Consider the following 26947-nt stretch of genomic DNA (forward strand, 5'->3'; position numbering starts at 1 on the left):
TCCCGTTCGGGATCCTGATCGTGAAAGGGGCGCTGCGGCAACGCGGCGCCCTTTTTCGTTGGCGGACGGCGGTGAGGGGCGGTTTCGGGTGGCTGCGGATGTTCCCAAGCCCCTCCTCTGAAGAGGAGGGGTTTAATGACCGGGAATCCACGCCGAAGCGGCCAGCGTTTCCCGCCGCCCCGCCGAACTTCCCTCTGGACCGTCCCTTGCCGCTACGCCTATAGGCTGGCGCAACATTTTGCCGCGCCAAAGATCTTGGCGGCAGGGGAAGGATCAGACGATGAGCGTGACGACGGTTCCATTGCGCCCGGTGAGCAAGGGCGGGCTGTGGCTGATGTGGTTCGGCGTCGCCGCGCTGATCGCGGTGGCGATCGGCTTTGCGATCAAATCGACCCCGCGCATCGGGTTCGAGGTCGTCAAGGAAGGCACCGGCCTCAGCCCGACCAAGGCCGACGTCGTGCTCCTCAAATATGAAGGCAAGCTCGACGACGGTACGGTGTTCGACGCCAACGAACAGGCGCCGATGCAGGTGTCGCAGGTCGTCCCCGGCTTTTCGCAGGCGCTGGTCAAGATGAAGAAGGGCGGCAAGTACAAGGTCACCATCCCCCCCGCGCTCGGCTATGGCGACAAGGCGACCGGGCCGATCCCCGCGAACAGCACGCTGCATTTCGACGTCGAACTGCTCGACTATCGCACCGAGGCCGAAGTGCGCGCGATGCAGCAGCAGATGATGCAGCAGCAACAGATGATGCAGCAGATGCAGGGCGGTCCCGGCGCACCGGGCGGCCCGCCGCCGGGCGCGGTTCCGCCGCAGCCGTAAGGCGGTCGGCTAATCTCACAAACGAAAGCGACGGGCCTGTTCCGTCACCGTAGCCCTGAGCCTGTCGAAGGGCGCCTCGCCGAGAAGCGCCCTTCGACAGGCTCAGGGCTACGGTTCTATTTGGGCACGTAAGATCCCTGGTGTTTAGTTATCCGGCCGCCGCCTTTGTTTCGGGTGCTGCGCCCGCATTGCGCTCGGCCTCGCGTTCCAGCGCGACCTTGATCATCGCGACGATCGGATCGGCGAGCGCCAGCCCCATGATCCCCAGCAGGGCCCCCAGCAAGATCTGGGCGCCGAGCACCAGCGCGGGGGCGAGGTCGACCGTGCGCTTCGCGACCATCGGGACGATCAGATAGCCGTCGACGGTCTGGACGACCAGATAGATGACGATCGCGGCGAGCCCGGTGTCGGTCCCCGCCGAAAAGCCGACGAGCACCAGCAGCATCCCCGACACGATGGCGCCGATATTGGGGATGAAGGCGAGCAACCCGGTGAGCAGCCCCATCAGCGCCGCCATCGGCACGCCGAAGGCGAGGCAGGCGAGCCAGGTGCCGACCCCCTCGACCGCCATGCCGAGCAGCCGTCCCGCCATCAGCCGGCGCAGCGTGAAGCCCATGCGCGCGGTGGTGATATAGAAATTCTCGCGGCTCTTCATTGGCAGCATCCACGCGACCCCGCGTTCGTAGAGCCGCGGTTCGATCGCGATGAAGATGCCGAGCACGACGATCATCACCGCGCTGGTCAGCGCGCCGACGACCGAGCCGACCGCCGCGGTGACGCGGCCGACGGTTCCCGCCAGATTGTCGGAGATCGTCTTGGCGTCGAGCTGGAAATTGCCCATGCCGTGCTCGCTCGCCCAATTGGCCAGCCGCTCGACCTGCGCCATCACGACGCGCTGGAAGGTCGCGACCTGGTCGGCGATCTGCGAACCCGCGAACATTACCGTCCAGCCGAGGAAGGCGACGAGCAGCAGGCAGACGATCATCAGCCGCCATCCGCGCCCGATCGGCAGGATGCGCCCGAGCAGGCGCGTGCCGCCGTCGAGCATCGCCGCGACGACGATGCCCGCGAAGATCAGCAGGATCGGCTGGATCAGGATGATGCACGCGCCGACGAGCAGCGCGAGGCCCAGCCAGACGCCGGCCTTCAGCAATTCGGTGCGGACCAGCTGGCTGCGGATCTCGGTGGGGCCGGGCGCCTCGGCGCGGGCGCGGACTCTGGCCTTACCGTCGGTATCCGCCATGCCGCTCACTCCCTACTTCGCTATGCCCTCACGCTCGGGGGTCAGATCGGTTCCCGCGCGGCCCGATCGCAGCGCGCTGAACCAGGTGATCGGGTTGTACCATTCTGCGGTGCCGTCGGTCGAGAACGTGACGATTTCGGCGCGGCCGGCGATCGCGTCGAACGGCACCGCACCGCCGAGCCCCTTCTGGCTGACCTTGACGCGGCTGTCGGCGCTGCCGTCGCGGTTGTCGCCCATCAGGAACAGATGGCCGGCCGGGACCTTGTACGGCCCGAAATGGTCGACTTCATAATCGCCCATATCGATCGTGTCATAGGAGGCGCCGCCGGGTAGCGTCTCGCGGTAGATCGGCAGTTCGAGCGTGGCGCGGCCCTCGGCGTCGGTCCGGATCAGGCTTTTCAGGCTGCTGTCGAACGAGGGCGTGTTGGTATCGACCGGGATCGCCATCATCGGCTGGACCTCGCGCTTCACGGGTGTGCCGTTGAGCACCAGCGCGCCATCGCGCATCTCGATCGTGTCGCCGGGCAGGCCGATCACGCGCTTGATATAGTCGGTGCGGTCGACCGGATGCTCGAGCACCACGATGTCGCCGCGCTCGGGCAGCTTGGCCAAGATGCGCCCCGCCATCTTCGGCGCGAGGTGGAAACTGACCGAGGCATAGGACCAGCCATAGGGATATTTGCTGACCAGCAGCCGGTCGCCGCTCAGCAGCACCGGCATCATCGAATCGGAGGGGATATAGAAGGGCTTGGCCGCGCAGCTGTGGATGCCGAGCACCAGCAGCAGGATCACCGCGATGTCGCGGCTGAACTTGCCCCAGCTTTCCTCGCCCTTTTCCTTGTTCTTCGCCATGTCGGTCCTTGTCTAATCTTTCAGCGCCTCGATGATGACGAATGCCTGCGCCCAGGGATGGTCGTCGGTCAGCGTCAGATGGATATGCGCGGTGTGCCCCGCGGGGATCATCGCTGCGAGCCGTTCGGCGGCGCCCCCGGTCAGCGCCAGCGTCGGCGCGCCCGATGGGGCATTGACGACGCCGATGTCCTTCATGAACACCCCGCGCTTGAAGCCGGTGCCGACGGCTTTCGAAAAAGCCTCCTTGGCGGCGAAGCGCTTGGCATAGGTGCCGGCGCGCGTGAACGGCCGCCGCGCCGCCTTGGCGCGCTCGACCTCGGTGAAGACGCGCTTCTCGAAGCGCTCGCCGAAGCGGTCGAGCGAATTCTGGATCCGCTCGATATTGCAGAGGTCGGAGCCGAGGCCGATGATCATGGACGCGTCTTTCGAGCTTCTGAGGCTCGGGCGTTGCGCCAGATTGCCCACGACAAGAGATAGATTGCGGCAGAGGCGGCGAAGAGGGCGGGCAGGCTGCCGAGGTCGACCACGGCGTCGCGATAAAGGCCGACGCCGACTTTCCAAAGGATCAGGGTGCCAAGCAGCAACATGATCGCCTTGCAGACGGCGGTCGCCCAAAACCACAAGGCTTGGCTGCCCGCCTTCACCCGCGCGCCTCGTCCATCAGATCGCGCATCCGGCGCACCGCGGTGTCGAGCCCGGTGAAGATCGCCTCGCCGATCAGATAATGGCCGATGTTGAGCTCGGCGAGCTGCGGGATCGCGGCGATGGGCACGACATTGTCATAGGTGAGGCCGTGGCCCGCGTGCGGCTCGATGCCGTTCTTCCACGCCAGCGCCGCGGCGTCGGCGATCCGGCGCAGCTCGGCGGCGCGCTCCGCGCCCTCGACATGCGCGTAGCGGCCGGTGTGGAACTCGACGACGGGCGCGCGCAGCCGCATCGCGGCCTCGATCTGGCGCGGATCGGGTTCGATGAACAGGCTGACGCGGATGCCCGCATCGGACAGGCGGGCGACGATCGGCGCGAGGTGGTTGTGCTGCCCTGCGGCGTCGAGCCCGCCCTCGGTCGTGCGCTCCTCGCGCTTTTCGGGGACGATGCACGCGGCGTGCGGGGCATGGCGCAGCGCGATCTCGACCATCTCGTCGGTCGCCGCCATTTCGAGGTTGAGCGGCAGGTCGGTCGCCGCCTGGATACGCGCGAGGTCGTCGTCGCGGATATGCCGCCGATCCTCGCGCAGATGCGCCGTGATGCCGTCGCCGCCGACCGCCGCGACGATTTCGGCCGCGCGCACCGGATCGGGATGCTCGCCGCCGCGCGCGTTGCGGATCGTCGCGACATGATCGATATTGACCCCCAGGCGCAGGCGCGAGCTCATCGGCAATTCACTTTCGACAAAATATCATAAGCGAACCCTTTGCCTTCCCAGGGATCGCCATAATCGGCGGGGCGGTGGCGCGAGAAGAAGATCACCGCGCGGCCGCTGGCGGGAAGCAGATAGTTGCGATGTTCGAAGCCGGCAATCTGTCCCTGTCGCTCGACGACCTGCGTCTCGCCATCGCAGCCCGCGAGCGTCGCGGGGAATATCCATTGCTGGAACCCGTAAAATCCGTTGCTGCGCTCGCTCTGCCACATCGCCGCGCGCGCCGGCTCGGGCAACAGATCGCCCTTCATCAGCGCGTGGTCGAAACGCCACAGGTCGGCGATCGTGCCATAGGCGCCGCCCGAGGCGCCGTAGACGCCGAGGTTCAGCAGCGGGTCGAGATCGGCATATTCGCCGGTCGGAACGACATGGCCCGGCGCGCCGCCGAGCGGATAGACGCCGAGGCTCTTCATGCCCAGCGGCGCGGCGAGGCGGCCCTGCAGCAGCGCGGCGAAATCGCTCCCGGTGATGCGGCGCAGGACTTCGGCGAGGACGATCGTGTCGCAATTATTATAGTCGTACTTGGCGGGTGCCGCCGCGCGGGCCGGGCCGGCGCAGAAACCGGCGGCGGCCCTATCGGGGGTCGCGGCCGACGCGCGATAGAAGGAGGGCACGCCGTCGGCGTCGGCGGGGCTGGTGTCGGGCTGGGGCAGGCCGCTGTTGTGGAGCAGCAGGTCGCGGATGCGGATATTCGCACCTTCGGGGGCTTTCCATTCGGGCCAGTAGCGCGTCACCGGCGCGTCGAGGTCGAGCGTCCCCCTGGCGACTTCCTGCATTACGATCACCGCCGCCAGCTGCTTGGTGATCGACGCCCAGCGCCATGTCGCGTCGGCCAGTGCCGAACCGGCTGGCGGTGTCAGGATGCGATATCGGCCGTCGGCTTCGCCGATCAGGATCACCCCGTCGAACTTCGCCGCCTCGGCGCGGACGATGATCGCGTCGGCATCGACATCGACGGGCGCAGCCGCGGCCGCCGCGCCGGGCAGCCCCATCATCATCGCCGCAAGGGCGAGACGGATCGTCAATTCGCGCGGCTCCCGGGTTTCACCGCTTTGCTCTTGGCCAATTCGGGCGGCAGTTCGTCCTCGGCATAGGTCGGGAAATTGATCGCGACGAGCGGGTAGAAGGGAACGCCGAGGTCGACGCTGCCCGCCGATCGGTCGACCAGCGCGGCTTCGGCCACGACGTCGCCGCCCGCCCCGGCGACGCACGCCATCGCTTCGCGCGACGACAGGCCGGTGGTCACGACATCCTCGACCATCAGCACTTTCGCGCCTTGGGGAATCGTGAAGCCGCGGCGCAGTTCGAAGCTGCCCGTCGGGCGCTCGACGAAGATCGCGGGCTTGCCCAATGCGCGGCCCATTTCGTGCCCGATGATCACCCCGCCCATCGCGGGCGAGACGACGATGTCGATCGCCTGGCGAAGCTCGCGCGGCAGCTTGGCGGCGAGCGCGATGGCGAGCCGCCCGGCGCGCTCGGTGTCCATCAGCACGCGCGCGCATTGCAGATAATATTCGCTGTGGCGGCCCGAGGAGAGCAGGAAATGTCCCTGCAGCAGCGCGTCGGCGGCGCGGAATTCGGCCAGGATTTCGTCGTCGGTCATGGGAGAATGGGTCTTTTGTTCAGGACGCCGCGCCCCTGGTCGGGCGGGGTGTGCGGCGGGGTTTGGGGCGGGCAGATTTGCCAGCCGTAAAATAGTGTTAGAGATGCTTGAGGCAAGCGGCAAGCGGGTCTATAGCGCCCGCGAGATTCAGCCCGCCGGACGGCTGCCGCGACGCATGTCCGGTGCCCTTTCGGCGGGAATGAAGCATCGATAAGAACAACAGGCAACGGGCGGCACTATCCTTATGAAGAGCTTGAAAACCCCTGTAATGAAGGCGCTAATCGCGGCGGCTTTGTCGCTCGGCGCGGTTGGCGCAGGCCAGGCGGCAGCGCCGGCGGCGGCACCCGCCACGGTCCCCGCGGCCACGACGACGGCGAATCCGGCCCCGCTGGCCCCCGTGGTGGCGGCGCTGACCGCGGCTCCGGCGGCAACCGAGGCGACCAAGGCCGCTGCGCCGGCCGGCGACGCGACCTATGTGCCGATGAAGCCCACGCCCGGCGTCGGCCAGCCGATCGACGCAGGCATCGATTTCCAGCCGCAGGTCAGCCCCATCGGCGAGGATGCCTATTGGTTCAACCATGTCATCCTGGTGCCGGTGATCTTCGGCATTTCGATCTTCGTGCTCGGCCTGCTGCTCTGGGTGGTCGTCCGCTACCGTGCCAAGGCGAACCCGGTGCCGTCGAAGACGACGCACAACACCTTCATCGAGATCATCTGGACCGCGATTCCGGTGCTCATCCTCGCGGTGATCGCGGTGCCGTCGATCCGCCTGCTCGCCAAGCAATATGAGCCGCCGTCGAAGGAAGCGCTGACGATCAAGGTCACCGGCTATCAATGGTATTGGGGCTATGCCTATCCCGACCAGGGTATCGCCGAATATGTCTCGAAGATTTTGACCGAAGAGCAGGCCAAGGCCGCCGGCGAGCCCTATCATCTCGCGGTCGACAACCGCATGGTCGTCCCCGTCGGGCGCCAGGTGAAGCTGATCATCACCGGCGCCGACGTGATCCACAGCTTCGCGGTCCCGGCCTTCTGGACCAAGATGGACGCGGTCCCGGGCCGCGCCAACGAGACGACCTTCACCGCGACCAAGGTTGGCGTCTATTACGGCCAGTGTTCGGAGCTTTGCGGCGTCGACCACGGCTATATGCCGATCGCCGTCGAGGTTCTCCCGGTCGAAAAGTGGGAAGCGTGGGTCCGTTCGAAGGGCGGCGATCCCGCGCCCAAGCCCGCGGCCCCCGCCGCGGCCGCGCCGGCGCCCGCCGCTGCGACGCCGGCCGCCGCCCCCGCTGCGGCCCCTGCCGCCGCCACGACCGAAGCAGCGCCGGCTGCGGCTCCCGCCGCTGCCTCGGCCGCCAAGAAATAATCAAGGGGTCCGACAGATGACCGATATCGCAGCGACTGCACCCGCGCATGGCCACGATCATGCTCACGCGCATGACGACCATGATCACGACACGCCGGGCTTTTTCGTCCGCTGGTTCATGTCCACGAACCACAAGGACATCGGCACCCTCTACCTGATCTTCGCGATCGTCGCCGGCATCGTCGGCGGCGCGATTTCGGGCATGATGCGCCTCGAACTGGCGCATCCCGGCATCCAGTATCTCCAGGGCTGGGCCGCCTTCCTCGACCCCGCCGCGGGTGAGGTGCAGGGCAAGCATCTGTGGAACGTGCTGATCACCGCGCACGGCCTGATCATGGTCTTTTTCATGGTCATGCCCGCGATGATCGGCGGGTTCGGCAACTGGTTCGTGCCGCTGATGATCGGCGCGCCCGACATGGCGTTCCCGCGCATGAACAACGTGTCCTTCTGGCTGACCTTCGTCGCCTTCGTGATGCTCCTGGGGTCGAGCTTCGTCCCCGGCGGCAGCGGGCTCGGCGCGGGCACCGGCTGGACGGTCTATGCGCCGCTGTCGACCAGCGGCTCGGCAGGGCCCGCGGTCGACATGGCGATCTTCTCGCTCCATCTCGCGGGCGCGGCTTCGATCCTTGGCGCGGTCAACTTCATCACCACCATCTTCAACATGCGCGCGCCGGGGATGACCCTGCACAAGATGCCGCTGTTCGTGTGGTCGATCCTCGTCACCGCCTTCCTGCTGCTGCTCGCGCTGCCGGTGCTCGCCGCGGCGATCACGATGCTGCTCACCGACCGCAACTTCGGCACCACCTTCTACGATGCCACGGGCGGCGGCGATCCGGTGCTCTACCAGCATCTCTTCTGGTTCTTCGGCCACCCCGAAGTCTACATCATGATCCTGCCGGGCTTCGGCATGGTCAGCCAGATCATCTCGACCTTCAGCAAGAAGCCGGTGTTCGGCTATCTCGGCATGGCTTATGCCATGGTCGCGATCGGCGTCGTCGGCTTCATCGTGTGGGCGCACCACATGTTCACCGTCGGCATGAGCGTGAACCTCAAGATGTACTTCACCGCCGCGACGATGGTCATCGCGGTTCCCACGGGCATCAAGATCTTCAGCTGGATCGCCACCATGTGGGGCGGCTCGGTCAGCTTCAAGACCCCGATGGTCTGGGCGATGGGCTTCATCTTCATGTTCACCGTCGGCGGCGTGACCGGCGTGGTGCTCGCCAATGCGGGCGCCGACACCGCATTCCACGACACCTATTATGTCGTCGCGCACTTCCACTATGTGCTGTCGCTGGGCGCGGTTTTCTCGCTCTTCGCCGGCTTCTATTACTGGTTCCCGAAAATGTCGGGCCGGATGTACAACGAGTTCCTCGGACAGCTGCACTTCTGGGTCTTCTTCATCGGCGTCAACGTCCTGTTCTTCCCCCAGCACTTCCTGGGGCAGCAGGGCATGCCGCGCCGCTACCCCGACTATGCGGAAGCCTATGCCTATTGGCACCTCGTCTCGTCGTGGGGCTATGTGATCATGGGCGTCGGCATGATCTTCTTCTTCCTGAACATCGGCTGGGCCCTGTTCGCGGGCAAGAAGGCGGCCGACAATCCGTGGGGCGAAGGCGCGACGACGCTCGAATGGACGCTGCCCAGCCCGCCGCCGTTCCACCAGTTCAACGAACTGCCGCGTATCGCCTGATCGGTATCGCCCCCTGCTGACATCCGGCAGGGGGCGCGACCCCGCAGGCCGGAGTTAGCATGGCGCAGAGCCTGACCCACGGCGAAACGGCCCTCCCCGCCGACTGGCGCGACCTGTTCGCGCTGACCAAGCCGCGCGTCATGTCGCTAGTGGTGTTCACCGCGCTGTGCGGCCTGCTCGCCGCGCCGGGCGACGTGCATCCGGTGCTCGCCTTCGCGTCGATCCTCGCGATCGCGTTGGGGGCAGGGGCCTCGGGCGCGCTCAACCAATGGTATGAGGCGGGGCTCGACGCCAAGATGAAGCGGACCGCCGGGCGGCCGCTGCCCGCCGGACGGCTCGACCCGCAGACCGCGCTGCAGTTCGGGGTCGGGCTCGCGGCCTTCTCGCTGTTCCTGATGCTCTTCGCGTCGAACTGGCAGGCGACTTTGCTGCTGCTCGTCTCGATCCTTTTCTACGTCTTCGTCTACACGATGTGGCTGAAGCCGCGGACGCCGCAGAATATCGTCATCGGCGGCGCGGCGGGCGCCTTTCCGCCGCTGATCGGCTGGGTCGCCGCGACGGGCAGCGTCGCGCCGCTGCCGGTGCTGCTGTTCCTGCTGATCTTCCTGTGGACCCCGCCGCATTTCTGGGCGCTCGCGCTATTCATGCGCTCGGACTATGCCGCCGCGGGCATCCCGATGATGCCCGTCGTCGCAGGCGAGACCTCGACGCGGCGCCAGATCCTCTTCTACGCCGTCATCATGGCGGCGGGGGCGATCGCGCCCTGGCCGCTCGGCTACACCGGCGCGCTCTACGGCTGGACCGCGATCCTGATGTCGGCGATCTTCGTCGCGCTCTCGGTCCAGGTCGGCACACGCACCACGCGCGAGGCCGATGCGATGTTGCCCGAAAAGCGGCTCTTCGCTTTCTCGATCGCCTATCTCTTCATTCTGTTCGGCGCGGTCGTCGCCGACCATTGGTGGCCGCTATGACCGATCTGAACAAAGACGCCCCCGACCCGGCCGAGGCGACGCCTCCGCCGTTCGACGAACAGGAATATCGCCGCCGCCAGCGCAGCCGCGCGAATTTGATGGGGGTGCTGCTGATCGCGCTCGCGGTGCTGTTCTTCCTGATCACCATCGCGAAGATGCAGATCTTCCAATGATCGCGCGCCTGTCCCCCAATGCGAAGACAGCCAGCCTCGCGGGCCTGCTCGCGGTGGCGATGGTGGGCCTTGGTTTCGCGGCGGTGCCGCTCTACGACCTGTTCTGCCGCGTCACCGGCTTCGGCGGAACGACGCAGCGTTACGATCCCGTCGCCGCCGCGGCGACGCCGCAGGTGCTGAGCAACACCATGTCGATCCGCTTCGACGCCAATGTGTCGCCGGGGCTGCCGTGGAAATTCCACCCCGAGCATCCGACCGACACGGTCAGCGTCGGCGCGCGCGACATGGCGATCTTCATCGCCGAGAATCAGTCGGCGCATGCCGTCACCGGGACCGCCAGCTTCAACGTCACGCCGACGCAGGCGGGCAAATATTTCACCAAGATCCAGTGCTTCTGCTTCACCGAGCAAAAGCTCGAGCCGGGGCAGCAGGTTCGCATGCCGGTGCTGTTCTTCGTCGATCCCGCGATCATGGACGATCCCGACGCGCGCGACATCCAGGAAATCACCCTCAGCTACACCTTCCATCCTGTAGAGCCGGTAGACGGGGGCAAAAAGGCGAGCTAAGGCCGCCATCGACAGAGTCTTAACAAGACCGGCGGGCGATGGGGAATCGCGATGCTGGGGCTGCTAAAAACGGGAAACACGCCATGTCCGGTGCCAAACATCATGACTATCACCTCGTAAACCCCAGCGTCTGGCCGCTGATCGGCTCGGTCGCGGCGCTGACGATGTTCTTCGGGTTGGTCATGTTCATGCACGAGGATCATTTCGGCGCCGCCGGCAAATGGGTCCTCGGCCTCGGTTTCATGGGCGTGATCGCGACCTTCTTCAGCTGGTGGTCGGACGTCATCAACGAGGCGCACAGCGGCGACCATACCCCGGTCGTCCAGCTCCACCTGCGCTACGGCATGATCCTGTTCATCGCCTCGGAAGTGATGTTCTTCGTCGGCTGGTTCTGGGCGTGGTTCGACTTCTCGCTGTTCCCGGTGCCGATCGAAGTCACCGCCGACGGCGTGACCTCGCTGTTCGGCCAGGACGGCGCGACCGCGATCACCATGTGGCCGCCGAAGGGCATCGAAGTGATCGACGCCTTCTCGCTGCCCTTGCTCAACACGCTGATCCTGCTCTGCTCGGGCACGACGATCACCTGGGCGCACCACGCGTTGATCCACGGCGACCGCGAGGGCCTGAAGAAGGGCCTGTGGGCGACGATCATCCTCGGCGCGATCTTCACCTCGATCCAGGCCTATGAATATGCCCATGCGCCGTTCGCCTTCGGCCAGAGCAATTACAGCTCGGCCTTCTATATGGCGACCGGCTTCCACGGCTTCCACGTGCTGGTCGGCACGATCTTCCTGAGCGTCTGCCTCGTGCGCAGCTACAAGGGCCACTTCACCCCCCAGCAGCACTTCGGATTCGAAGCCGCCGCCTGGTACTGGCACTTCGTCGACGTCGTGTGGCTGTTCCTCTTCATCATCGTCTATGTCTGGGGCGGCTGGGGCGCACCGGTCGCCGCGCACTAAGTGACGGCATCCGACCAAAGCCAAAAGGGGCAGCCGCCGGTCTGGCGCGCTGCCCTTTTTGCGCTCTGCCCCGAATGCGGCGCGCCCGGGCTGTTCGAATGGCCCGCCAAGTTCCGCGAGCGTTGCCCGTCGTGCGGGTTGGATAATGGCCGCTACAATGTCGGCGACGGACCCGCGGCGTTCCTGACGATGATCATCGGCGCGCTGCTGATCGCCGCCGCGCTGACGCTCGATACGGCGCTCAACCCGCCGTTCTGGGTGCATGTCCTGCTCTGGGTGCCGCTGACGTTCGTCGCGGTGATCTATGGCCTGCGCGTCGGCAAGGCGGCGCTGCTCGCCAGCGAGCATCAGCGCCAGGCGGCCGAAGGGAAGGTAAAAGATGACTGATCCCGCGCAAGGCCCGCGCCGCTGGCCGGTGATCCCGACGATTCTCGTCCTCGCCGCGGTCGCGGCGATGATCGCGCTCGGCGTCTGGCAATGGCAGCGCAAGGGCGAGAAGGAAGCGCTGATCGCGCTCTTCCAGCGCAACATGGCGATGTCGTCGATGGTGACCTATCCCGAACTGCCGCCGGTTCCCGATGCGATGCTCTATCGCAAGAGCAGCGTCACCTGCCTCGAGCCGGTGCGCTGGGACCAGCGCGGGGGGACCGACCGCGCGGGCAAGAACGGCATCCGCATGATCGCCGACTGCCGCACCGGCGCCGAGGGACCCGGCGTGCTGGTCGACATGGGTACCGCCGACGATTTCAAGCCGCCGGTGTGGAAGGGCGGTATCGTGCAGGGCACGATCGTCCCCGGTCCCGAACAGCCGACGATGATCGAGCGGCTGACGGGCAAGGCGATGCCCGCGCGCGCGCTGCTCGTCGCCGACGTGCCGGCGCCGGGGCTGCGGCCGAGCGCGGTGCCCTCGGCCGCCGATACGCCGAACAACCATCTCGCTTATGCCGGGCAATGGTTCTTCTTCGCGATCTCTGCGCTGGTCATCTACATCATCGCCGTGCGCCGCCGCTTGCGGCCTTGATCGCAGGCGGCTAGGCGCGGGGCGCCATGGACTATATCAGCACGCGCGGCTCTGCGCCGACCCTCGACTTTCGCGCCGCCACCCTCGCGGGCCTCGCCAGCGACGGCGGCCTCTATGTGCCGGCGAAATGGCCGCAACTGAGCCAGGACGAGATCCGTGCGCTCGCCGGCCTCGACTATGTCGAAACCGCGGTGCGCGTGATGACCCCCTTCGTCGCGGACGTGCTCTCCGAGGACGAGCTGCGTACCCTGTGCAAGGCCGCCTACGGCCGCTTCAGCCACGACGCGGTGACCCCGCTCGTCCAGCTCGACCATCGCCACTGGCTGCTCGAACTGTTCCACGGGCCGACGCTGGCCTTCAAGGATGTCGCGCTGCAATTGCTCGGCCAGCTGTTCGAGAAATTCCTCGCCGGCGGCGGCACCGACATCACGATCGTCGGCGCGACCTCGGGCGATACCGGCTCGGCGGCGATCGAGGCGGTCGCGGGGCGCGAGCATATCCAGATATTCATGCTCCACCCCGAGGGCCGCGTCAGCGACGTCCAGCGCCGCCAGATGACCACCGTGCTCGCCCCCAACGTCCATAATATCGCGATCGACGGCAGCTTCGACGATGCCCAAGCGATGGTGAAGCGCCTGTTCGGCGACGAAGAGGCGCGGAGCCAGGTCACGCTGTCGGCGGTGAACAGCATCAACTGGGCGCGGCTGATGGCTCAGGTCGTCTATTATTTCTACGCCGCGGTCCGCCTCGGCGGCCCCGACCGCCCGGTGGCGTTCGCGGTCCCAACAGGCAATTTCGGCGACGTCTTCGCGGGCTATGTCGCGGCGCAGATGGGCCTCCCCATCGCCCGGCTCGTCGTCGCGACCAACGTCAACGACATCCTGCATCGCGCGCTCACCAGCGGCGACTACAGCGCCGGAACCGTGACGCCGACCGCGACGCCGAGCATGGACATCCAGGTCAGCAGCAATTTCGAACGGCTGCTGTTCGATCTGTCGGGCCGCGACGGCGGGGCGATCACCGGCATGATGGGCGAGTTCGACGCGAAGCGCGCGATGACGATCCCCGCCGACATGCTGAGCGGCGCGCGCACCCTCTTCTCCAGCGCCAGCATCGACGGCGACAGCATGTCGCTCGCGCTGCGCTGGGCGCAGGAGAAGGGCGGGCAGGTCATCGATCCGCACAGCGCGGTCGGCCTCGCCGCGGCACGCCAGCTCGACATCGATGCCGACATCCCTGTCGTCACCCTCGCGACCGCGCACCCGGCGAAGTTCCGCGAGGCGGTCGAGCGTGCGACCGGCGTGCGTCCGGCGCTGCCCGCGCGGCTCGGCAACCTGTTCGACCGCGAGGAACGCTACACCAGGCTCCCCGGCGACTATGGCACAGTCAAGGACTTCATCCTCGCGGAAGCCGCGCGTGGCTGAGCTCCTGCCCCTCGTCACGCTCGTCGGCGAGGCGTGGGACGATTATGGGCTGGTCGACAGCGGAAACGGGCGCAAGCTCGAGCGCTATGGCCGCTATCGCTTCATCCGCCCCGAGCCGCAGGCGATGTGGGCGCCCGCGCTGCCGCAAAGCGAATGGGATCAGGCCGATGGCGAGTTCGTCCCCGCGTCGGACGACGACGGCGGCGGTCGCTGGTATTACAACAAGCCCGTGCCGCAGGAGGGCTGGCCGCTCGGCTGGCGCGAGACGCGCTTCACCGCGTCGTGCACGCCGTTCCGCCACCTCGGCTTCTTCCCCGACATGGCGCCGGTGTGGGACTGGCTGCGCGAAAGGCTCGCGGACAAGCCCGACCCTGCCTTCCTCAACCTGTTCGGCTACACCGGCGTCGGCAGTCAGGCGCTCGCCGCCGCGGGCGCCTCGGTGACGCATGTCGACGCGTCCAAGAAGTCGGTGTCGCAGGCGCGCGAAAATGCCGCGCTCGCGGGCATGGCCGACAAGCCGGTGCGCTGGATCGTCGACGACGCCGGCAAATTCACCGCGCGCGAGGTGCGGCGCAAGAAGCGCTATGACGCGATCCTGCTCGACCCGCCCAAATTCGGCCGCGGCCCGAACCAGGAACGCTGGCAGCTCGAGGAGGGGCTCGCGCCGCTGCTCGCCGACTGCCGCCAATTGCTCGATGCCGACAGCCGCGCCTTGTTCCTCACCGTCTATGCGGTGCGCATGTCGGCGCTCGCGATCGGCGAGCTGCTGAACCAGCTCTTCGCCGACCTGCCGGGCAAGGTCGAATGCGGCGAACTCGCAGTGCGCGAAGAGGCGCGGGGACTGCTGCTCCCGACCGCGATCTTTGCGCGCTGGAGCCGCTGATCGGGATGATGTGATCTCGTCGTACCGGCGTTGACCCTCACCCTTCCGGCGCTTCGCGCCTCCCTCCCTCTCCCGCTGGGAGAGGGAGGGGTGAGCACCTAGATGAATGTCGCTCGGCTCGAAGCTTCCAACGGACGATCCTTTGCGATGAGCGGAGCAACTCCGTTCCGCGCGCGCCGTTGCTCGGAACTGGGGGCGGCGCGGGCCGACTCCCTCTCGCCCGCGATCCGCCTCCGCCCAGCAAGGAGACGCATCATGGCCGACACACTCGAACGCAGCGAAACCAACCGCCTCATCGCCTCCGACAAGGTCGAGGGCACCGCGGTCTATAATCCGCAGGATGAAAAGCTCGGTACCATCGCCAATGTCATGATCGACAAATATTCGGGCAAGGCCGACTATGCGGTGCTCCAGTTCGGCGGCCTCTTCGGCCTTGGCAGCGACCATTATCCGATTCCCTGGGACATGCTGTCCTACGACACGACCAAGGGCGGCTATGTCGTCGACATCAGCAAGGAACAGGTGACCGGTGCGCCGCGCTACGGCGTCGACGACACCCCCGAATATACCGACGAATATGGCCGGACGATCTACGGCTATTACGGGCTGAGCTACCCGATGCTCTGATCCGGTGCGGGGCGGGCGGAGTGATCCGTCCGCCCGCTTCGCGGCGCCCCTCGCCACAGACCTTCCGATTGCATAGGAATGCAATGCGACCCGCGTTGACAATGAGAACGTTCTCATTTAGATAACGTTCACATTGAAGAAATGCCGCCGAAAAACGAGCGGTTAAACGGGAGGGAATGGGATGCAGGCTTCGCATAAGCTTCGGCTCGCCAGGATTCTGGCCGGCACATCGGCGGTGGCGTTGATGGGCATGGCGCAGGTCGCAATGGCGCAGGACGCGCCGCCGGCTGAGGGCGTCGCAGACGGCGACGAAATCGTCGTCACCGGCATCCGCGCCAGCCTTGCGGCCTCGGCGGATATCAAGCGCGAAGGCCAGGGCGTCGTCGATGCGATCTCGTCCGAAGACATGGGCAAGTTCCCCGACACCAATCTCGCCGAATCGCTCCAGCGCATCTCGGGCGTGTCGATCGACCGCTCGAACGGCGAGGGCAGCTTCGTCACCGTTCGCGGCTTCGGCCCCGAATTCAACCTCGTCACGCTGAACGGCCGCGCGATGCCGACCTCGTCGCTCGGCGACGGCGCCAGCGCGCCCTCGTCGCGCTCGTTCGACTTCGCCAATCTCGCATCTGAAGGCATCGCCTCGGTCGAGGTGTACAAGACCGGCCGCGCCGCCATCCCCTCGGGCGGCATCGGCTCGTCGATCAACATCAAGACCCCGCGCCCGCTCGACAAGCCCGGCCTGTCGGGCAGCCTCGCGGTGAAGGGCGTTTACGATAGCTCGCGCAACGAGGGCAATCCGATCACCCCCGAAGTGTCGGGCATCCTGTCGACCACCTTCGCCGACGACCGCATCGGCATCATGATCGCGGGTTCGTGGCAGAAGCGCAAGGCGAGCGTGAACACCGCGAACGTCGGCTGGCGCGACGGCTATCTGGGCAATGAAAACAACTGGGGCTCGCTGACCCAGAACCCCGCCGATCCGCGCTTCGCGCAGATCACCAACCGTCCCGACGCGACCGACGTCTACCAGGTGCCCCAGAACGCCTCCTACGACCTCAACGACATCAACCGCGAGCGCATCAACGGCCAGGCGGTGCTGCAATTCCGCCCGATCGACTCGCTCACCGCGACGATCGACTACACCTATTCGCGCAACACCGTCGAAGTGCGGAACAGCAATGTCGGCGTGTGGTTCAACCACAACAACACCTCGAGCAGCTGGACCGACGGTCCCGTCGCGGGCCCGATCTTCTATTCCGAAGCCTTTGGCGCGGGCGAGAACAAGGATCTGTCGTACAGCGGCTCGCTCGTCGCGAACCGCACCGAGAACAAGTCGCTCGGCGGCAATCTCACCTGGGATGCCCCCGGCGGGGTGACGATGGCGCTCGACTTCCACCACTCGACCGCCGAATCGAAGCCGACGAACAAATATGGGACCAGCGTCTCGGTCGGCAACGCGATCTTCGGCGTCGCCAACCAGCGGATCGACTTCGAATCCGATCTGCCGGTGATTTCCTACAACATGCACCCGGGCATCGATCCGCTGAACGCGGGGCTGATCCGCTCGACGGGCAACGCCTTTCGCAACGCCTATTTCAAGGACACGATCGATCAGGTTCAGCTCAAGGGCCGCTACGATCACGACGGGGCCTTCCTCGACAGCATCGATTTCGGCGTCTCGTACATCGAGAACAAGGTCCGGTCGGCCTATGGTTTCATCCAGAACGACACCTGGGGCGGTGCGGGGCCGCCGTCGGATATCCCCGACGATATCTTCCAGCTCCAGACGCTGCCCGACAAGTTCAAGGGGGTGAACGGCGCATCGGGCATCATCCCCAGCTTCTATACGTTCGACTTCGAACGCATGGCCGATCTGATCGAGGATCTGTACGAAGTGTGCAGCGATCCCGCGACGGGCAGCGCGATGCCCGGCACCTGTCTCGCCAACTATACCGTCGATCGCCGCCTGACCGAAAAGACGCTGTCGCCCTATCTCCAGGTGGGCACGGAGTTCGACGTCGGCGCCGGCCAGGCGCATCTGACCGCGGGCGTCCGCTACGAACATACCAGCGTCGATTCCTCGGCGCTCGTGCCGATCCCCACGGGGACGAGCTGGGTCGCCGCGAACGAGTTCAACGTCATCTATGGCCCCGATTCGGACTTCACGCGCTTCAAGGGCGATTATGACCACTGGCTGCCCGCGATCGACTTCGACATCGAGCCGATCGAGAATGTGAAGCTGCGCGCCTCGTACAGCCACACGATCACCCGCGCCGACTATGCCAGCCTGCAGGGCGGTCGCACCATCGACTCGCTGTTCCGCATCGGCGGCGGCGGCGGCAGCCAGGGCAACCCGGGGCTGCTTCCCTACAAGTCGAAGAACATCGACCTGTCGGCGGAATGGTATTATGCCCGCGACAGCTATATTTCGGCGGGCTTCTTCCACAAGCGCGTGTCGAACTTCCTGTCGTCGACGCGGATCGACTCCGAAGCCTTCGGGCTGCGCACGCCGGCCTTCGGTCCGCGCTACAATGCCGCGCTCGCGTCGCTGGGGGCCAACGCTACCGCGCAGCAGATCCGCGACTTCATCATCCGCAACTATCCGAACACGGTGCAGGTGCGGCTCGATCCGAACACCGGCCTGCCGGTCGAGGATGCCAATGGCCTCCGCGACGGGATCATCTTCAGTACCCCCGACGATCCGCTGCTCAATTTCGAGATCGCGACGCCGATCAACAGCGACCAGTCGGCGAAGATTCACGGCTTCGAATTCGCGCTCCAGCACAGCTTCTGGGACACGGGCTTCGGCGTGCTGCTGAACTACACGATCGTGCGCGGCGACGCGAAATACGACAATAGCAAGCCGTCGACCGTGCCGCAGTTCGCGCTGACCGGCCTCTCCGACAGCGCCAACGCGGTCGCCTATTACGACAAGAATGGGCTGCAGGCGCGCGTCGCATGGAACTGGCGCGACAAATTCCTCGCAGGAACGGGTCCCAACCCCTTCTATGTAGAGGAATATTGGCAGATCGACGCGAGTGCGAGCTACGAGTTCATCCCGGGCTTCACCGCATTCGTCGAGGCGATCAACCTGACCGGTGAAAGCCGCCGCGGTCACCTGCGCCACAAAAACAACGTCGCCTTCGCCTCGCCGGGCTTCGCCCGCTACGCGGCGGGTGTCAGGTTCAACTTCTAAGGGCGGCTCCGCCCGCCGGGTTCCTGGCGAGAGGGCCGCATCTCCCCGTGAGGTGCGGCTCTTTTGCGTGACGCGCCGGGGCGAAACGCGTAGGAACGTTCCAAATGACGAGCGAAGTGGAGAGGGTGGTCATCGTCGGCGGCGGCACCGCCGGCTGGCTGGCGGCGGCGCGCATCGCTGCGGCGCGTCCCGCGCTCTCCGTCACGCTGATCGAGGCGCCCGACATCCCGACGATCGGGGTTGGCGAGGGGACCTGGCCGACGATGCGCGCGACGCTCGCCGCTATCGGCATCGACGAGGGCGAATTCCTGACCGCCTGTGACGGATCGTTCAAACAGGGTTCGCGCTTCGACGGCTGGGTGAGCGGGGCGGCTGACGACCGCTATCTCCACCCCTTCACCCCGCCGCCGCCGCTGGCGACGCGTGAGCTGCTCGCGGCGTGGCAGGCGAGCGAGCCGGGGCAGCCCTTCGCCGCGGCGATGACCGCGCAGGCGGTGGTCTGCGACCTCGATCTCGCGCCGCGCCAGCGTACGATGCCCGGCTATCAGGGCGCGGCCAATTACGCCTATCATCTCGACGCCGGCAAATTCGCCGCGCTGCTGATGGCGCATGCGAAGCAGCGCCTCGGCGTCCGCCATGTCGCCGATCACGTCACCGGCGTACGGCGCGGAGAGGGCGACCATATCGCCGCGGTCGTCACGCGCGCGCATGGCGAGATCGCCGGCGACCTCTTCCTCGACTGTACCGGCCACGCCGCGCTGCTGATCGGCGGCGCGCTCGGCGTCGAATGGATCGACCGCAGCGACACGCTCTTCAACGATCGCGCGCTCGCGGCGCAGGTGCCGACCGACCCCGACAGCCCGATCGCCTCGCAGACGATCTCGACTGCGCACCGCGCGGGGTGGATCTGGGACATCGCGCTGCCCACGCGGCGCGGCATCGGCTGCGTCTACGCCAGCTGCTTCCTGTCCGACGACGCGGCCGAGGCGGTGCTGCGCGCCTATATCGCCGAGTGGCTGCCGGACGCGCCTGCGGTGCCGGTCCGCCGCCTCAGCTTCCCGACCGGCCACCGCGCGCGATTCTGGCAGGGCAATTGCCTCGCCGTGGGCCTGTCGGCGGGCTTCATCGAACCGCTCGAGGCCTCGGCGATCGTGATGATCGAGCTGTCGCTGAACGCGCTGATCGACAACTTCCCCGCGAGCGCGGCGGCACTGCCGATCCACGCCGCGCGCTTCAATACGCTGTTCCGCTACCGCTGGGATCGCATCGTCGACTTCCTCAAGCTCCATTATGTGCTGAGCCGCCGCACCGAGCCTTATTGGCTCGCGCAGCGCGATCCGGCGCATATCCCGCCCGGCCTCGCCGCGATGCTGACGTTATGGCAGGATCAGCCGCCCTCGACCTGGGACTTCCCGCAGGTCGACGAGATTTTCCCGGCCGAAAGCCACCAGTATATTCTCTACGGCATGGGCTTCGCCCCGCCGCCCGGCCTCGCGCCGAGCGACCGCGCCGCCGCCGCGCTCGCCGAACAGCGCCAGCGCGCCCGGTCGCTCGCCGCCGCGCTCCCCACCAACCGCGATTATCTGGGCGCGCTCGGCGCTTGCGTCGCTGCCGCCGAATGAAGGGTCTTAAATGACAAAGCACGCCGCCCTTGATACCAATGCCCACCGCGACCTGCGCATCGATCCGCGCGCCGGCGCGGCGCGCGGCGATGCGGTGATGGCGACGCTGACGGTGCCGAGCGAGTTCCGCCAGGTGCAGGCGCATTACCCGATCCTCTTCCGTCGCGAAAATCCGCAGGACCCGTTCATCGCCGTCGCGCTCTTCGGTTTCGAAAATGGCGAGAATCTCTTTCTCGACGGCGAGCGGTGGGACGCGCGCTATCGCCCGCTGTCGATCGCGATCCAGCCCTTCCTCGTCGGCCGCCCGGCGAACGGCGACGGGCCGGGGCAGGTGCATATCGACCTCGACCATCCGCGCATCGCCGCCGGGGGCGAGGGCATCCGCCTGTTCGATGCCGAGGGGCAGGCGACTCCCTATCTGGAGGATGTCGCCGAAAAGCTCGGTGCACTCGACGAAGGCTATCGGACCAGCGGCACGTTCTTCGCCGCGCTCGCCGACCACGACTTGCTCGAACCCTTCACGCTCGAGGTCACGCTCGACGATGGCTCGGTCAATTCGCTCGTCGGTTTTCACATCATCGACGAGGCGAAGCTGCGTGCGCTGGGTGCCGAGACGCTCGGCAAGCTCCACGCCGAGGGGCATCTGATGCCGATGTTCATGGCGCTCGCCTCGCTGTCGCAGCTCGCGGGGCTCGTCGACCGCCGCAACACGAAGCTCGGCCATGGCTGAGCGCGACGGCGCCATCTACCCGCGGCTCGCCAAAGTGGCCAAGCGCGCCTGGAATAAGGGGGAAGGGCTCGACGCGCTGCTTTCGGGCGTGCGCGAGCCCTTCATTTTGCGCGGCCTCGTCGCCGATTGGCCGCTGGTGCAGGCGGCGCGGCGCAGCGCGCGCGAGGCGCGGCAGCATCTGCTCGATCATGCGCGCGACCGCCCTTTCACCGTGTCGATCGGCGCGCCGGGGCACGACGGGCGGCTCTTCTACGACGCCGAGATGGCGATGAATTTCCGCACCGGCACCGGCAAGCTGCCCGACATCTTCGCCGGGATCGACACTGCAGAGGAACGCGGCGAGGATCGCACCGTCTATCTCGCGTCGATCGACATCCCCGCGCATTTCGACGGGCTCGACGCGGCGAACCCGCTCGACCTCGGCACCCGCAACCCGCTGAAAAGCATCTGGATCGGCACCAGGACGCGCATCGCCGCGCACAATGACTTCCCCGACAATCTCGCCTGCTGCGCCGCCGGCCGCCGCCGCTTCACGCTCTTCCCGCCCGACCAGTACAAGAACCTCTATTTGGGGCCGATCGACAACACCCCCGCTGGCCGCGCGGTCTCCATGGTCGATTTCGACGCCCCCGACCTCGCCGCCCATCCGCGCTTCGCCGAGGCGATGGCGCAGGCGCAGGTCGCCGAGCTAGAACCCGGCGACGCGCTCTTCATCCCGTCGATGTGGTGGCACCATGTCGAGGGGCTCGAAGCCTTCAACATCCTCGTCAACTACTGGTGGCGCGAAACCCCCGCCTTCCTCGGCCAGCCGCAGGAAGCGCTCAACCACGCGATCCTCGCGATCCGCGACCTGCCCGACGTGGACAAGGCGATCTGGCGCGCGCTGTTCGATCATTATGTGTTCGAGAATGACGCCAGCGTCACCGACCATATCCCCGAGGCCGCGCGCAGCGTGCTCGCCCCGCTCACCCCCGAAAGCGCCAGACGCCTCCGCGCTTTCCTGCTTAGGACGCTCAGCCGATGACCCAGCCCATCCAGCGTATCGTGATTGCGGGCGGCGGCACCGCCGGCTGGATGGCCGCCGCGGCGATCGCGCGCACCATGGGCCGCGCGGTCAGCGTGACGCTGGTGGAATCGGAGGCGATCGGCACGATCGGCGTCGGCGAAAGCACCATCCCGCCGCTCGTCAATTTCAACCGGCTGCTCGGGATCAACGAGGCCGATTTCATGCGCGCGACGCAGGCGACCTTCAAGCTCGGCATCCTGTTCGATAACTGGAAGGAAGAGGGGCACCGCTATTTCCACAGCTTCGGGCTGACCGGCAAGGACCACTGGTCGGCGGGCTTCCAGCATTTCTGGCTCCACGGCCGCACGAAGGGTCACGACCAGAGCTACGACGATTATTGCATGGAATTGCTCGCCGCACTGGCAGGCAAGTTCGCGCATCTGCCGAACGACGGCATCAACTACGCCTATCAGCTCGACTCCGGCCTCTACGCCCGCTTCCTCCGCCAGATGGCCGAGGGCGACGGCACCGTCCGGATCGAGGGCAAGATCGGCCATGTCGAGCTCGACGCGGAGAGCGGCGACATCGCCGCGCTGATCCTTGACGGCGAGCGCCGCGTCGAGGGCGACCTCTTCCTCGACTGCACCGGCTTTCGCGCGCTGCTGATCGAGGGCGCCTTGCACGCGGGCTTCGACGACTGGACGCACTGGCTGCCGTGCGACAGCGCGATCGCGCTGCAGACGCCGAATGTCCGCCCGCCCGTCCCCTATACGCGTGCGATGGCGCATGACGCGGGCTGGCAATGGCGCATCCCGCTCCAGCACCGCACCGGCAACGGCCTCGTCTATTGCAGCCGCTACCTCGGCCGCGACGAAGCGCTGGGTCGCCTGCTCGGCAATGTCGAGGGCGAGGTGCTGACCGAGCCCAATTTCCTGCGCTTCACCACCGGCATCCGCCGTCGCCAATGGATGCGCAACTGCGTCGCGGTCGGCCTGTCGGGGGGCTTCATGGAGCCGCTCGAGTCCACCAGTATCCACCTGATCCAGCGCAGCGTCCTGCGCTTCATCCGCATGCTGCCCTTGGGGCGCCCCAGCGCGCGCGACATCGCCGAATATGAGGAACAGCAGCTTCAGGACAATCTGCAGATCCGCGACTTCCTGATCCTCCATTATAAGGCCACCAACCGCCGCGACAGCGCCTTCTGGCGCCAATGCGCCGACATGGCGATCCCCGACAGCCTGGCGCAGAAGATCGAATTGTTCCGCGAAACCGGCCGCGTTTTCCGCAAGAATGAGGAACTTTTCGCCGAGAACAGCTGGGTGCAGGTGATGATGGGGCAGGGGATCGCGCCGCAAAGCTATCACCCGATCGCCGCCAAGCTCAGCGACGACGAACTCGACCGGCTGCTCGGCATGATCCGCCAGCAGGTGTCGGAAACCGTCGCCAAGCTGCCCGAGCACCACGCCTATGTCGCGCGCTATTGCGGCGCCGACGTGTCGCAGGCCGCATGAGGCGCGCGCTCCCCCTGCTGCTCGCCGCGCTCGTGGGGCCCTCCGCGGCAGCCTCCGACGGCTGGAATCTCGTCTGGTCCGACGAGTTCGACAGGCCCGAGATCGACCGGTCGAAATGGGATTATGACGTCGATTGCTGGGGCGGCGGCAACAACGAGCGCCAATGCTACACCGACCGCAAGGCCAATGCCTCTGTCAAGGACGGCAAGCTCATCATCACCGCGCGCAAGGAGGCCGCGAGCGGCCCCGCCTTCCCGCTGGCGCAGCGCGGCGACCCCGCCAAGGCCAACGCCCGCGCGACCAAGGAATACAGCTCTGCCCGCCTCGTCACGCGCGGCAAGGCGGCGTGGACCTACGGCAAGGTCGAGGTGCGCGCAAAGCTGCCGCAGGGGCAGGGGACCTGGCCCGCGATCTGGATGCTGCCCGAGGATCATCATTATGGCACCTGGGCCGCCTCGGGCGAGATCGACATCCTCGAGGCGGTGAACCTCGGCGCCAAATGCAAGGAGTGCCCCGGCGGGATCGAGAACCGCATCCTCGGCACGCTCCACTCCGGCGGGCAATGGCCGGGCAACAAGCACAAGGGCGACGAGACGGTGCTGCCCGCGCCGATCGACGATTTCCATGTCTTCGGCATCATCTGGGAGGCGGGCCGGATCGACTGGACGATCGACGGCAAAGTCTATGCGACCCAGCGCGCGGGCGACTGGAGCACCACAGGTTCAAGCGTCCCTTACGCCCCCTTCGACCGTCCCTTCCACCTGCTGCTCAACCTCGCGGTCGGTGGCGGGCTCGCCGAAAGCCGTACCGAAAAGGGCGTCGACGGGCGCGGCTATCCCAAAAGCTTCGAGATCGACTGGGTTCGCGTCTGGCAATGCGGCGAAGATGCCGCTAGCAGGGCCGCCTGTTCGACAAGCGGGGACCAGGCACGATAATGGGGCGTCGGCGGCAGTCGGTGACGATCAAGCATGTGGCGGCCGACGCAGGGGTGTCGCTGCAGACGGTGAGCCGCGTCATCAACGACGAGCCCAATGTGCGTCCCGAGATGAAGGAACGCGTCCAGGCGTCGATCGACAAGCTGGGTTATGTCCCCTCGATCGCGGCGCAGCGGATGAGCGGCTCGCGCTCCTACCTCATCCTCGCGATCAACGACCGCGAACGCACGATCGCCGACTGGAAAGCGCGGCAGGGCACCGACTGGGTCGACCAGATGCTGTTCGGCGGCATGCTCAAATGCGCCGAGCTCGGCTACCGCATGATCTTCGAGCTGGTCGACACGCACAACGACCATGTCGAGCGCGAGCTCCGCGCGATCATCGCCGCGCTCCAGCCCGACGGCGTGATCCTGACCCCGCCGCATTCGGACAATGTGCTGATCGTCGATCTGTTGCACTACCAGAAAATCCCCTTCGCGCGCATCGGCTCGCACGGCGGCGACGCCGGGATTGCGCTGACGATGGACGACGAGGGGTCGGCGGCGCTCGCGACGCGGCACCTGATCGATCTCGGCCACCGCCGCATCGGCTTCATCTCGGGCTCGGTCGAATATGACCTCAGCCACTGGCGCATCGACGGCTGGCGCGCCGAAATGGACGCCGCGAGGCTGGCGACCGACGGCCTGCTTGCCGAGGGCGACTTCAGCTTCGCCTCGGGCGAGGCGGCGGCGCGGCAGCTGCTCGGCGGCGCCAACCCGCCGACCGCGATCGTCGCGAGCAACGACCAGATGTCGCTCGCGACGCTCGAGGTTGCGCGCGAGCTCGGTATCGACGTGCCGCGCCAGCTGTCGCTGGTCAGCTTCGACAACACCCCGATCGTGCGTTTCACCCAGCCCGCGCTGACCGCGGTCGACCAGCCGATCGCCGCCACCGTGTCGCGCGCGGTCGAGCTGATCATCGCGGCCCAGCGCGGCGAACCGCGCCCGACCGTTCCGACCATCGTCCATGCCAGCCTGATCGAGCGCGGCTCGACGGCGGCGCCCGCCAGCGATGGCTGAGGCGCTCCAGCCCCGCCAGACGACCCGCTTCCTGCTGCTCTACGCGCTCGCTGCGGCGGGCGGTGCCATCGCCTATGTGCCCTTCCTGACGATATTGCTGCCGGTGCGCATGACCGCGCTCGCGGGCGCGAACGACATTCAGGCGCTGGGCTACGTCACCTTCTTCGGCGCCATCGCCGCCAGCACCGGCGGCGTGCTCTTCGGCTGGCTGAGCGACCGCACGCGGAACCGGCGCGGCTGGGTGACGGCGGGGCTGATACTCACGATCGCGCTGCTCGTCGCGGTGCCGCTGGCAGAGGACGTGCCGGCGCTGATCGCGATCATCGTCGGTTGGCAGCTCGCGCTCAACATGATGCTCGGCCCGCTCGCCGCCTGGGCGGGCGACTGCGTGCCCGACCAGCAAAAGGGGCTGCTCGGCGGGCTGCTCGCCTTCTCGCCGGCGCTCGGCGCGGTGTCGTGCGCGCTCGTCACCATCCCCGGCCTCGCCGATGCCGACGGCCGGCTCGTGCTCGTCGGCCTGCTCGTCGCGGCGGCGGTGCTGCCCGTGCTGCTGCTCGGCCGCCCGCGTCCTTTTCCCGAACTCTCGGCGCCGCGCGCACCCCAGGAAGTCGGGGGAGAGCCCACGCGCCCGGCCGCGATCGTCGTGCGCATGTGGCTCGCGCGCCTTCTCGTCCAGATCGCCGAGGCGGCGCTCTTCGCCTATCTTTTCTTCTGGTTCCGCTCGATCGACTCCGCGATCACCGACAGCGAGACCGCGCGGCTGTTCAGCGTCGTGCTCACCGTTGCGGTGCCGCTGGCGCTGCTCACCGGCCGCTGGGCCGACCGCCACGACCGCCCGATCCTGCCGCTCGTAATCTGCGCGACGATCCTGACCCTCGGCCTCGCTGCGATGGGGATTTCGGAAACGCTGTTCGCGGCGAAGGCAAGCTATGTCGTCTTCGGGATCGCCGCGACGATCTTCCTCTCGCTCCACAGCGGCCAGACTTTGCGCATATTGCCGCGCCCCGAGCATCGCGGGCGCGACCTCGGCCTCTTCAACCTCACCAACACCGTGCCGTCGCTGATCATGCCCTGGCTCACCATTTCGCTCGTCCCGAGCTTCGGTTTCGATGCGCTGTTCCTGCTGCTCGCAGCGCTCGCGAGCGCGGCGGTGCTGCTCCTCGCGACGATGCCCAACCTCCGCCGATCCTTTCCCGAATAGCGGCTTGCTTTCCTTCGCATGCTATGCGAGAGGGAAATTTGATAACGTTCACATAAGAGGGATGGGAGAG

The 26947-nt window shown here is 66.8% G+C and carries 27 protein-coding genes; 20 read left to right on the forward strand and 7 right to left on the reverse strand.

Annotation, left to right across the window (positions count from 1 at the left end; translation table 11 throughout):
• The first annotated feature begins 280 nt into the window (after positions 1-280).
• Positions 281-820 carry an FKBP-type peptidyl-prolyl cis-trans isomerase gene (locus AC1RNQ_RS09705; protein WP_493170841.1) on the forward strand — a complete coding sequence of 180 codons (540 nt, stop codon included), beginning with the start codon at positions 281-283 and terminating at the stop codon, positions 818-820.
• Positions 821-968: 148 nt separating this feature from the next.
• Here AC1RNQ_RS09705 and AC1RNQ_RS09710 read toward each other — a convergent pair whose 3' ends face one another.
• Genes AC1RNQ_RS09710 through pyrE form a run of 7 tightly spaced genes read right to left on the reverse strand, consistent with a single transcriptional unit; the run spans position 969 to position 5935 of the window.
• Positions 969-2063 carry an AI-2E family transporter gene (locus AC1RNQ_RS09710; protein ID WP_493170843.1) on the reverse strand — a complete coding sequence of 365 codons (1095 nt, stop codon included), beginning with the start codon at positions 2061-2063 and terminating at the stop codon, positions 969-971.
• Between the two features lie 12 nt (positions 2064-2075).
• A complete protein-coding gene (gene lepB / locus AC1RNQ_RS09715; RefSeq protein ID WP_493170845.1) occupies positions 2076-2915 on the reverse strand; it encodes a signal peptidase I in 840 nt (279 codons plus the stop codon).
• 12 nt (positions 2916-2927) lie between these two features.
• On the reverse strand, positions 2928-3329 hold the full coding sequence (gene acpS / locus AC1RNQ_RS09720; RefSeq protein ID WP_493170846.1) for a holo-ACP synthase: 402 nt from the start codon (positions 3327-3329) through the stop codon (positions 2928-2930).
• Complete coding sequence (locus AC1RNQ_RS09725) at positions 3326-3559, reverse strand: hypothetical protein (protein WP_493170847.1); 234 nt, start codon at positions 3557-3559, stop codon at positions 3326-3328. The genes acpS and AC1RNQ_RS09725 overlap by 4 nt, the downstream gene beginning before the upstream one ends.
• The gene (locus AC1RNQ_RS09730) at positions 3556-4287 is read right to left on the reverse strand and encodes a pyridoxine 5'-phosphate synthase (protein ID WP_493170849.1); all 732 of its coding nucleotides are present in this window, start codon (positions 4285-4287) and stop codon (positions 3556-3558) included. Before AC1RNQ_RS09730 ends, AC1RNQ_RS09725 begins: the two co-directional genes overlap by 4 nt.
• The gene (locus AC1RNQ_RS09735) at positions 4284-5357 is read right to left on the reverse strand and encodes a serine hydrolase domain-containing protein (protein ID WP_493170851.1); all 1074 of its coding nucleotides are present in this window, start codon (positions 5355-5357) and stop codon (positions 4284-4286) included. Before AC1RNQ_RS09735 ends, AC1RNQ_RS09730 begins: the two co-directional genes overlap by 4 nt.
• Positions 5354-5935: an orotate phosphoribosyltransferase gene (pyrE, locus tag AC1RNQ_RS09740; RefSeq protein ID WP_493170853.1), complete on the reverse strand. Its 582-nt coding sequence runs from the start codon at positions 5933-5935 to the stop codon at positions 5354-5356. Before pyrE ends, AC1RNQ_RS09735 begins: the two co-directional genes overlap by 4 nt.
• 244 nt (positions 5936-6179) lie before the next feature.
• On the opposite strand from pyrE, the gene coxB reads away from it, so the two are divergent.
• The 19 genes from coxB to AC1RNQ_RS09835 all read left to right on the forward strand — a co-directional run bounded on the left by coxB (position 6180) and on the right by AC1RNQ_RS09835 (position 26877).
• Positions 6180-7301: a cytochrome c oxidase subunit II gene (coxB, locus tag AC1RNQ_RS09745; protein WP_493170856.1), complete on the forward strand. Its 1122-nt coding sequence runs from the start codon at positions 6180-6182 to the stop codon at positions 7299-7301.
• A 16-nt stretch (positions 7302-7317) separates the two neighbouring features.
• Complete coding sequence (gene ctaD, locus AC1RNQ_RS09750; protein WP_493170857.1) at positions 7318-8994, forward strand: cytochrome c oxidase subunit I; 1677 nt, start codon at positions 7318-7320, stop codon at positions 8992-8994.
• Between the two features lie 59 nt (positions 8995-9053).
• Positions 9054-9965 (forward strand): heme o synthase, encoded by a 912-nt coding sequence (locus AC1RNQ_RS09755; RefSeq protein WP_493170859.1) that lies wholly within the window; start codon positions 9054-9056, stop codon positions 9963-9965.
• Positions 9962-10138, forward strand: coding sequence for a cytochrome c oxidase system small membrane protein (locus AC1RNQ_RS09760; RefSeq protein ID WP_493170860.1), 177 nt, complete (start codon positions 9962-9964; stop codon positions 10136-10138). Before AC1RNQ_RS09755 ends, AC1RNQ_RS09760 begins: the two co-directional genes overlap by 4 nt.
• Positions 10135-10704, forward strand: a complete 570-nt coding sequence (locus AC1RNQ_RS09765; RefSeq protein ID WP_493170861.1) for a cytochrome c oxidase assembly protein — start codon at positions 10135-10137, stop codon at positions 10702-10704. The genes AC1RNQ_RS09760 and AC1RNQ_RS09765 overlap by 4 nt, the downstream gene beginning before the upstream one ends.
• An 83-nt stretch (positions 10705-10787) precedes the next feature.
• Positions 10788-11663 carry a cytochrome c oxidase subunit 3 gene (locus AC1RNQ_RS09770; RefSeq protein ID WP_493170862.1) on the forward strand — a complete coding sequence of 292 codons (876 nt, stop codon included), beginning with the start codon at positions 10788-10790 and terminating at the stop codon, positions 11661-11663.
• Positions 11664-12050 carry a DUF983 domain-containing protein gene (locus AC1RNQ_RS09775; protein WP_493170863.1) on the forward strand — a complete coding sequence of 129 codons (387 nt, stop codon included), beginning with the start codon at positions 11664-11666 and terminating at the stop codon, positions 12048-12050.
• A complete protein-coding gene (locus AC1RNQ_RS09780; RefSeq protein WP_493170864.1) occupies positions 12043-12684 on the forward strand; it encodes an SURF1 family protein in 642 nt (213 codons plus the stop codon). The genes AC1RNQ_RS09775 and AC1RNQ_RS09780 overlap by 8 nt, the downstream gene beginning before the upstream one ends.
• Before the next feature lie 26 nt (positions 12685-12710).
• Complete coding sequence (thrC, locus tag AC1RNQ_RS09785; RefSeq protein ID WP_493170865.1) at positions 12711-14108, forward strand: threonine synthase; 1398 nt, start codon at positions 12711-12713, stop codon at positions 14106-14108.
• Positions 14109-14112: 4 nt separating this feature from the next.
• On the forward strand, positions 14113-14991 hold the full coding sequence (locus tag AC1RNQ_RS09790; protein WP_493171362.1) for a class I SAM-dependent methyltransferase: 879 nt from the start codon (positions 14113-14115) through the stop codon (positions 14989-14991).
• 255 nt (positions 14992-15246) lie between these two features.
• A complete protein-coding gene (locus AC1RNQ_RS09795) occupies positions 15247-15618 on the forward strand; it encodes a PRC-barrel domain-containing protein (RefSeq protein ID WP_493170867.1) in 372 nt (123 codons plus the stop codon).
• Between the two features lie 181 nt (positions 15619-15799).
• Positions 15800-18814, forward strand: a complete 3015-nt coding sequence (locus AC1RNQ_RS09800; protein ID WP_493170869.1) for a TonB-dependent receptor — start codon at positions 15800-15802, stop codon at positions 18812-18814.
• Positions 18815-18918: 104 nt separating this feature from the next.
• Positions 18919-20436 carry a tryptophan halogenase family protein gene (locus tag AC1RNQ_RS09805; protein ID WP_493170871.1) on the forward strand — a complete coding sequence of 506 codons (1518 nt, stop codon included), beginning with the start codon at positions 18919-18921 and terminating at the stop codon, positions 20434-20436.
• Positions 20437-20446: 10 nt separating this feature from the next.
• Positions 20447-21166, forward strand: a complete 720-nt coding sequence (locus AC1RNQ_RS09810) for a SapC family protein (protein WP_493170872.1) — start codon at positions 20447-20449, stop codon at positions 21164-21166.
• Positions 21159-22190, forward strand: a complete 1032-nt coding sequence (locus AC1RNQ_RS09815; RefSeq protein ID WP_493170874.1) for a cupin-like domain-containing protein — start codon at positions 21159-21161, stop codon at positions 22188-22190. Before AC1RNQ_RS09810 ends, AC1RNQ_RS09815 begins: the two co-directional genes overlap by 8 nt.
• Positions 22187-23683 carry a tryptophan halogenase family protein gene (locus AC1RNQ_RS09820; RefSeq protein WP_493170876.1) on the forward strand — a complete coding sequence of 499 codons (1497 nt, stop codon included), beginning with the start codon at positions 22187-22189 and terminating at the stop codon, positions 23681-23683. The genes AC1RNQ_RS09815 and AC1RNQ_RS09820 overlap by 4 nt, the downstream gene beginning before the upstream one ends.
• Complete coding sequence (locus AC1RNQ_RS09825; protein ID WP_493170878.1) at positions 23680-24618, forward strand: glycoside hydrolase family 16 protein; 939 nt, start codon at positions 23680-23682, stop codon at positions 24616-24618. The genes AC1RNQ_RS09820 and AC1RNQ_RS09825 overlap by 4 nt, the downstream gene beginning before the upstream one ends.
• On the forward strand, positions 24618-25676 hold the full coding sequence (locus tag AC1RNQ_RS09830; protein ID WP_493170880.1) for a LacI family DNA-binding transcriptional regulator: 1059 nt from the start codon (positions 24618-24620) through the stop codon (positions 25674-25676). The genes AC1RNQ_RS09825 and AC1RNQ_RS09830 overlap by 1 nt, the downstream gene beginning before the upstream one ends.
• Entirely contained in the window at positions 25669-26877 is a 1209-nt protein-coding gene (locus AC1RNQ_RS09835) for an MFS transporter (RefSeq protein ID WP_493170881.1), read from the forward strand. Before AC1RNQ_RS09830 ends, AC1RNQ_RS09835 begins: the two co-directional genes overlap by 8 nt.
• Positions 26878-26947: the final 70 nt, after the last annotated feature.

Source organism: Sphingopyxis sp. GW821-FHT12F08, from assembly GCF_058806755.1.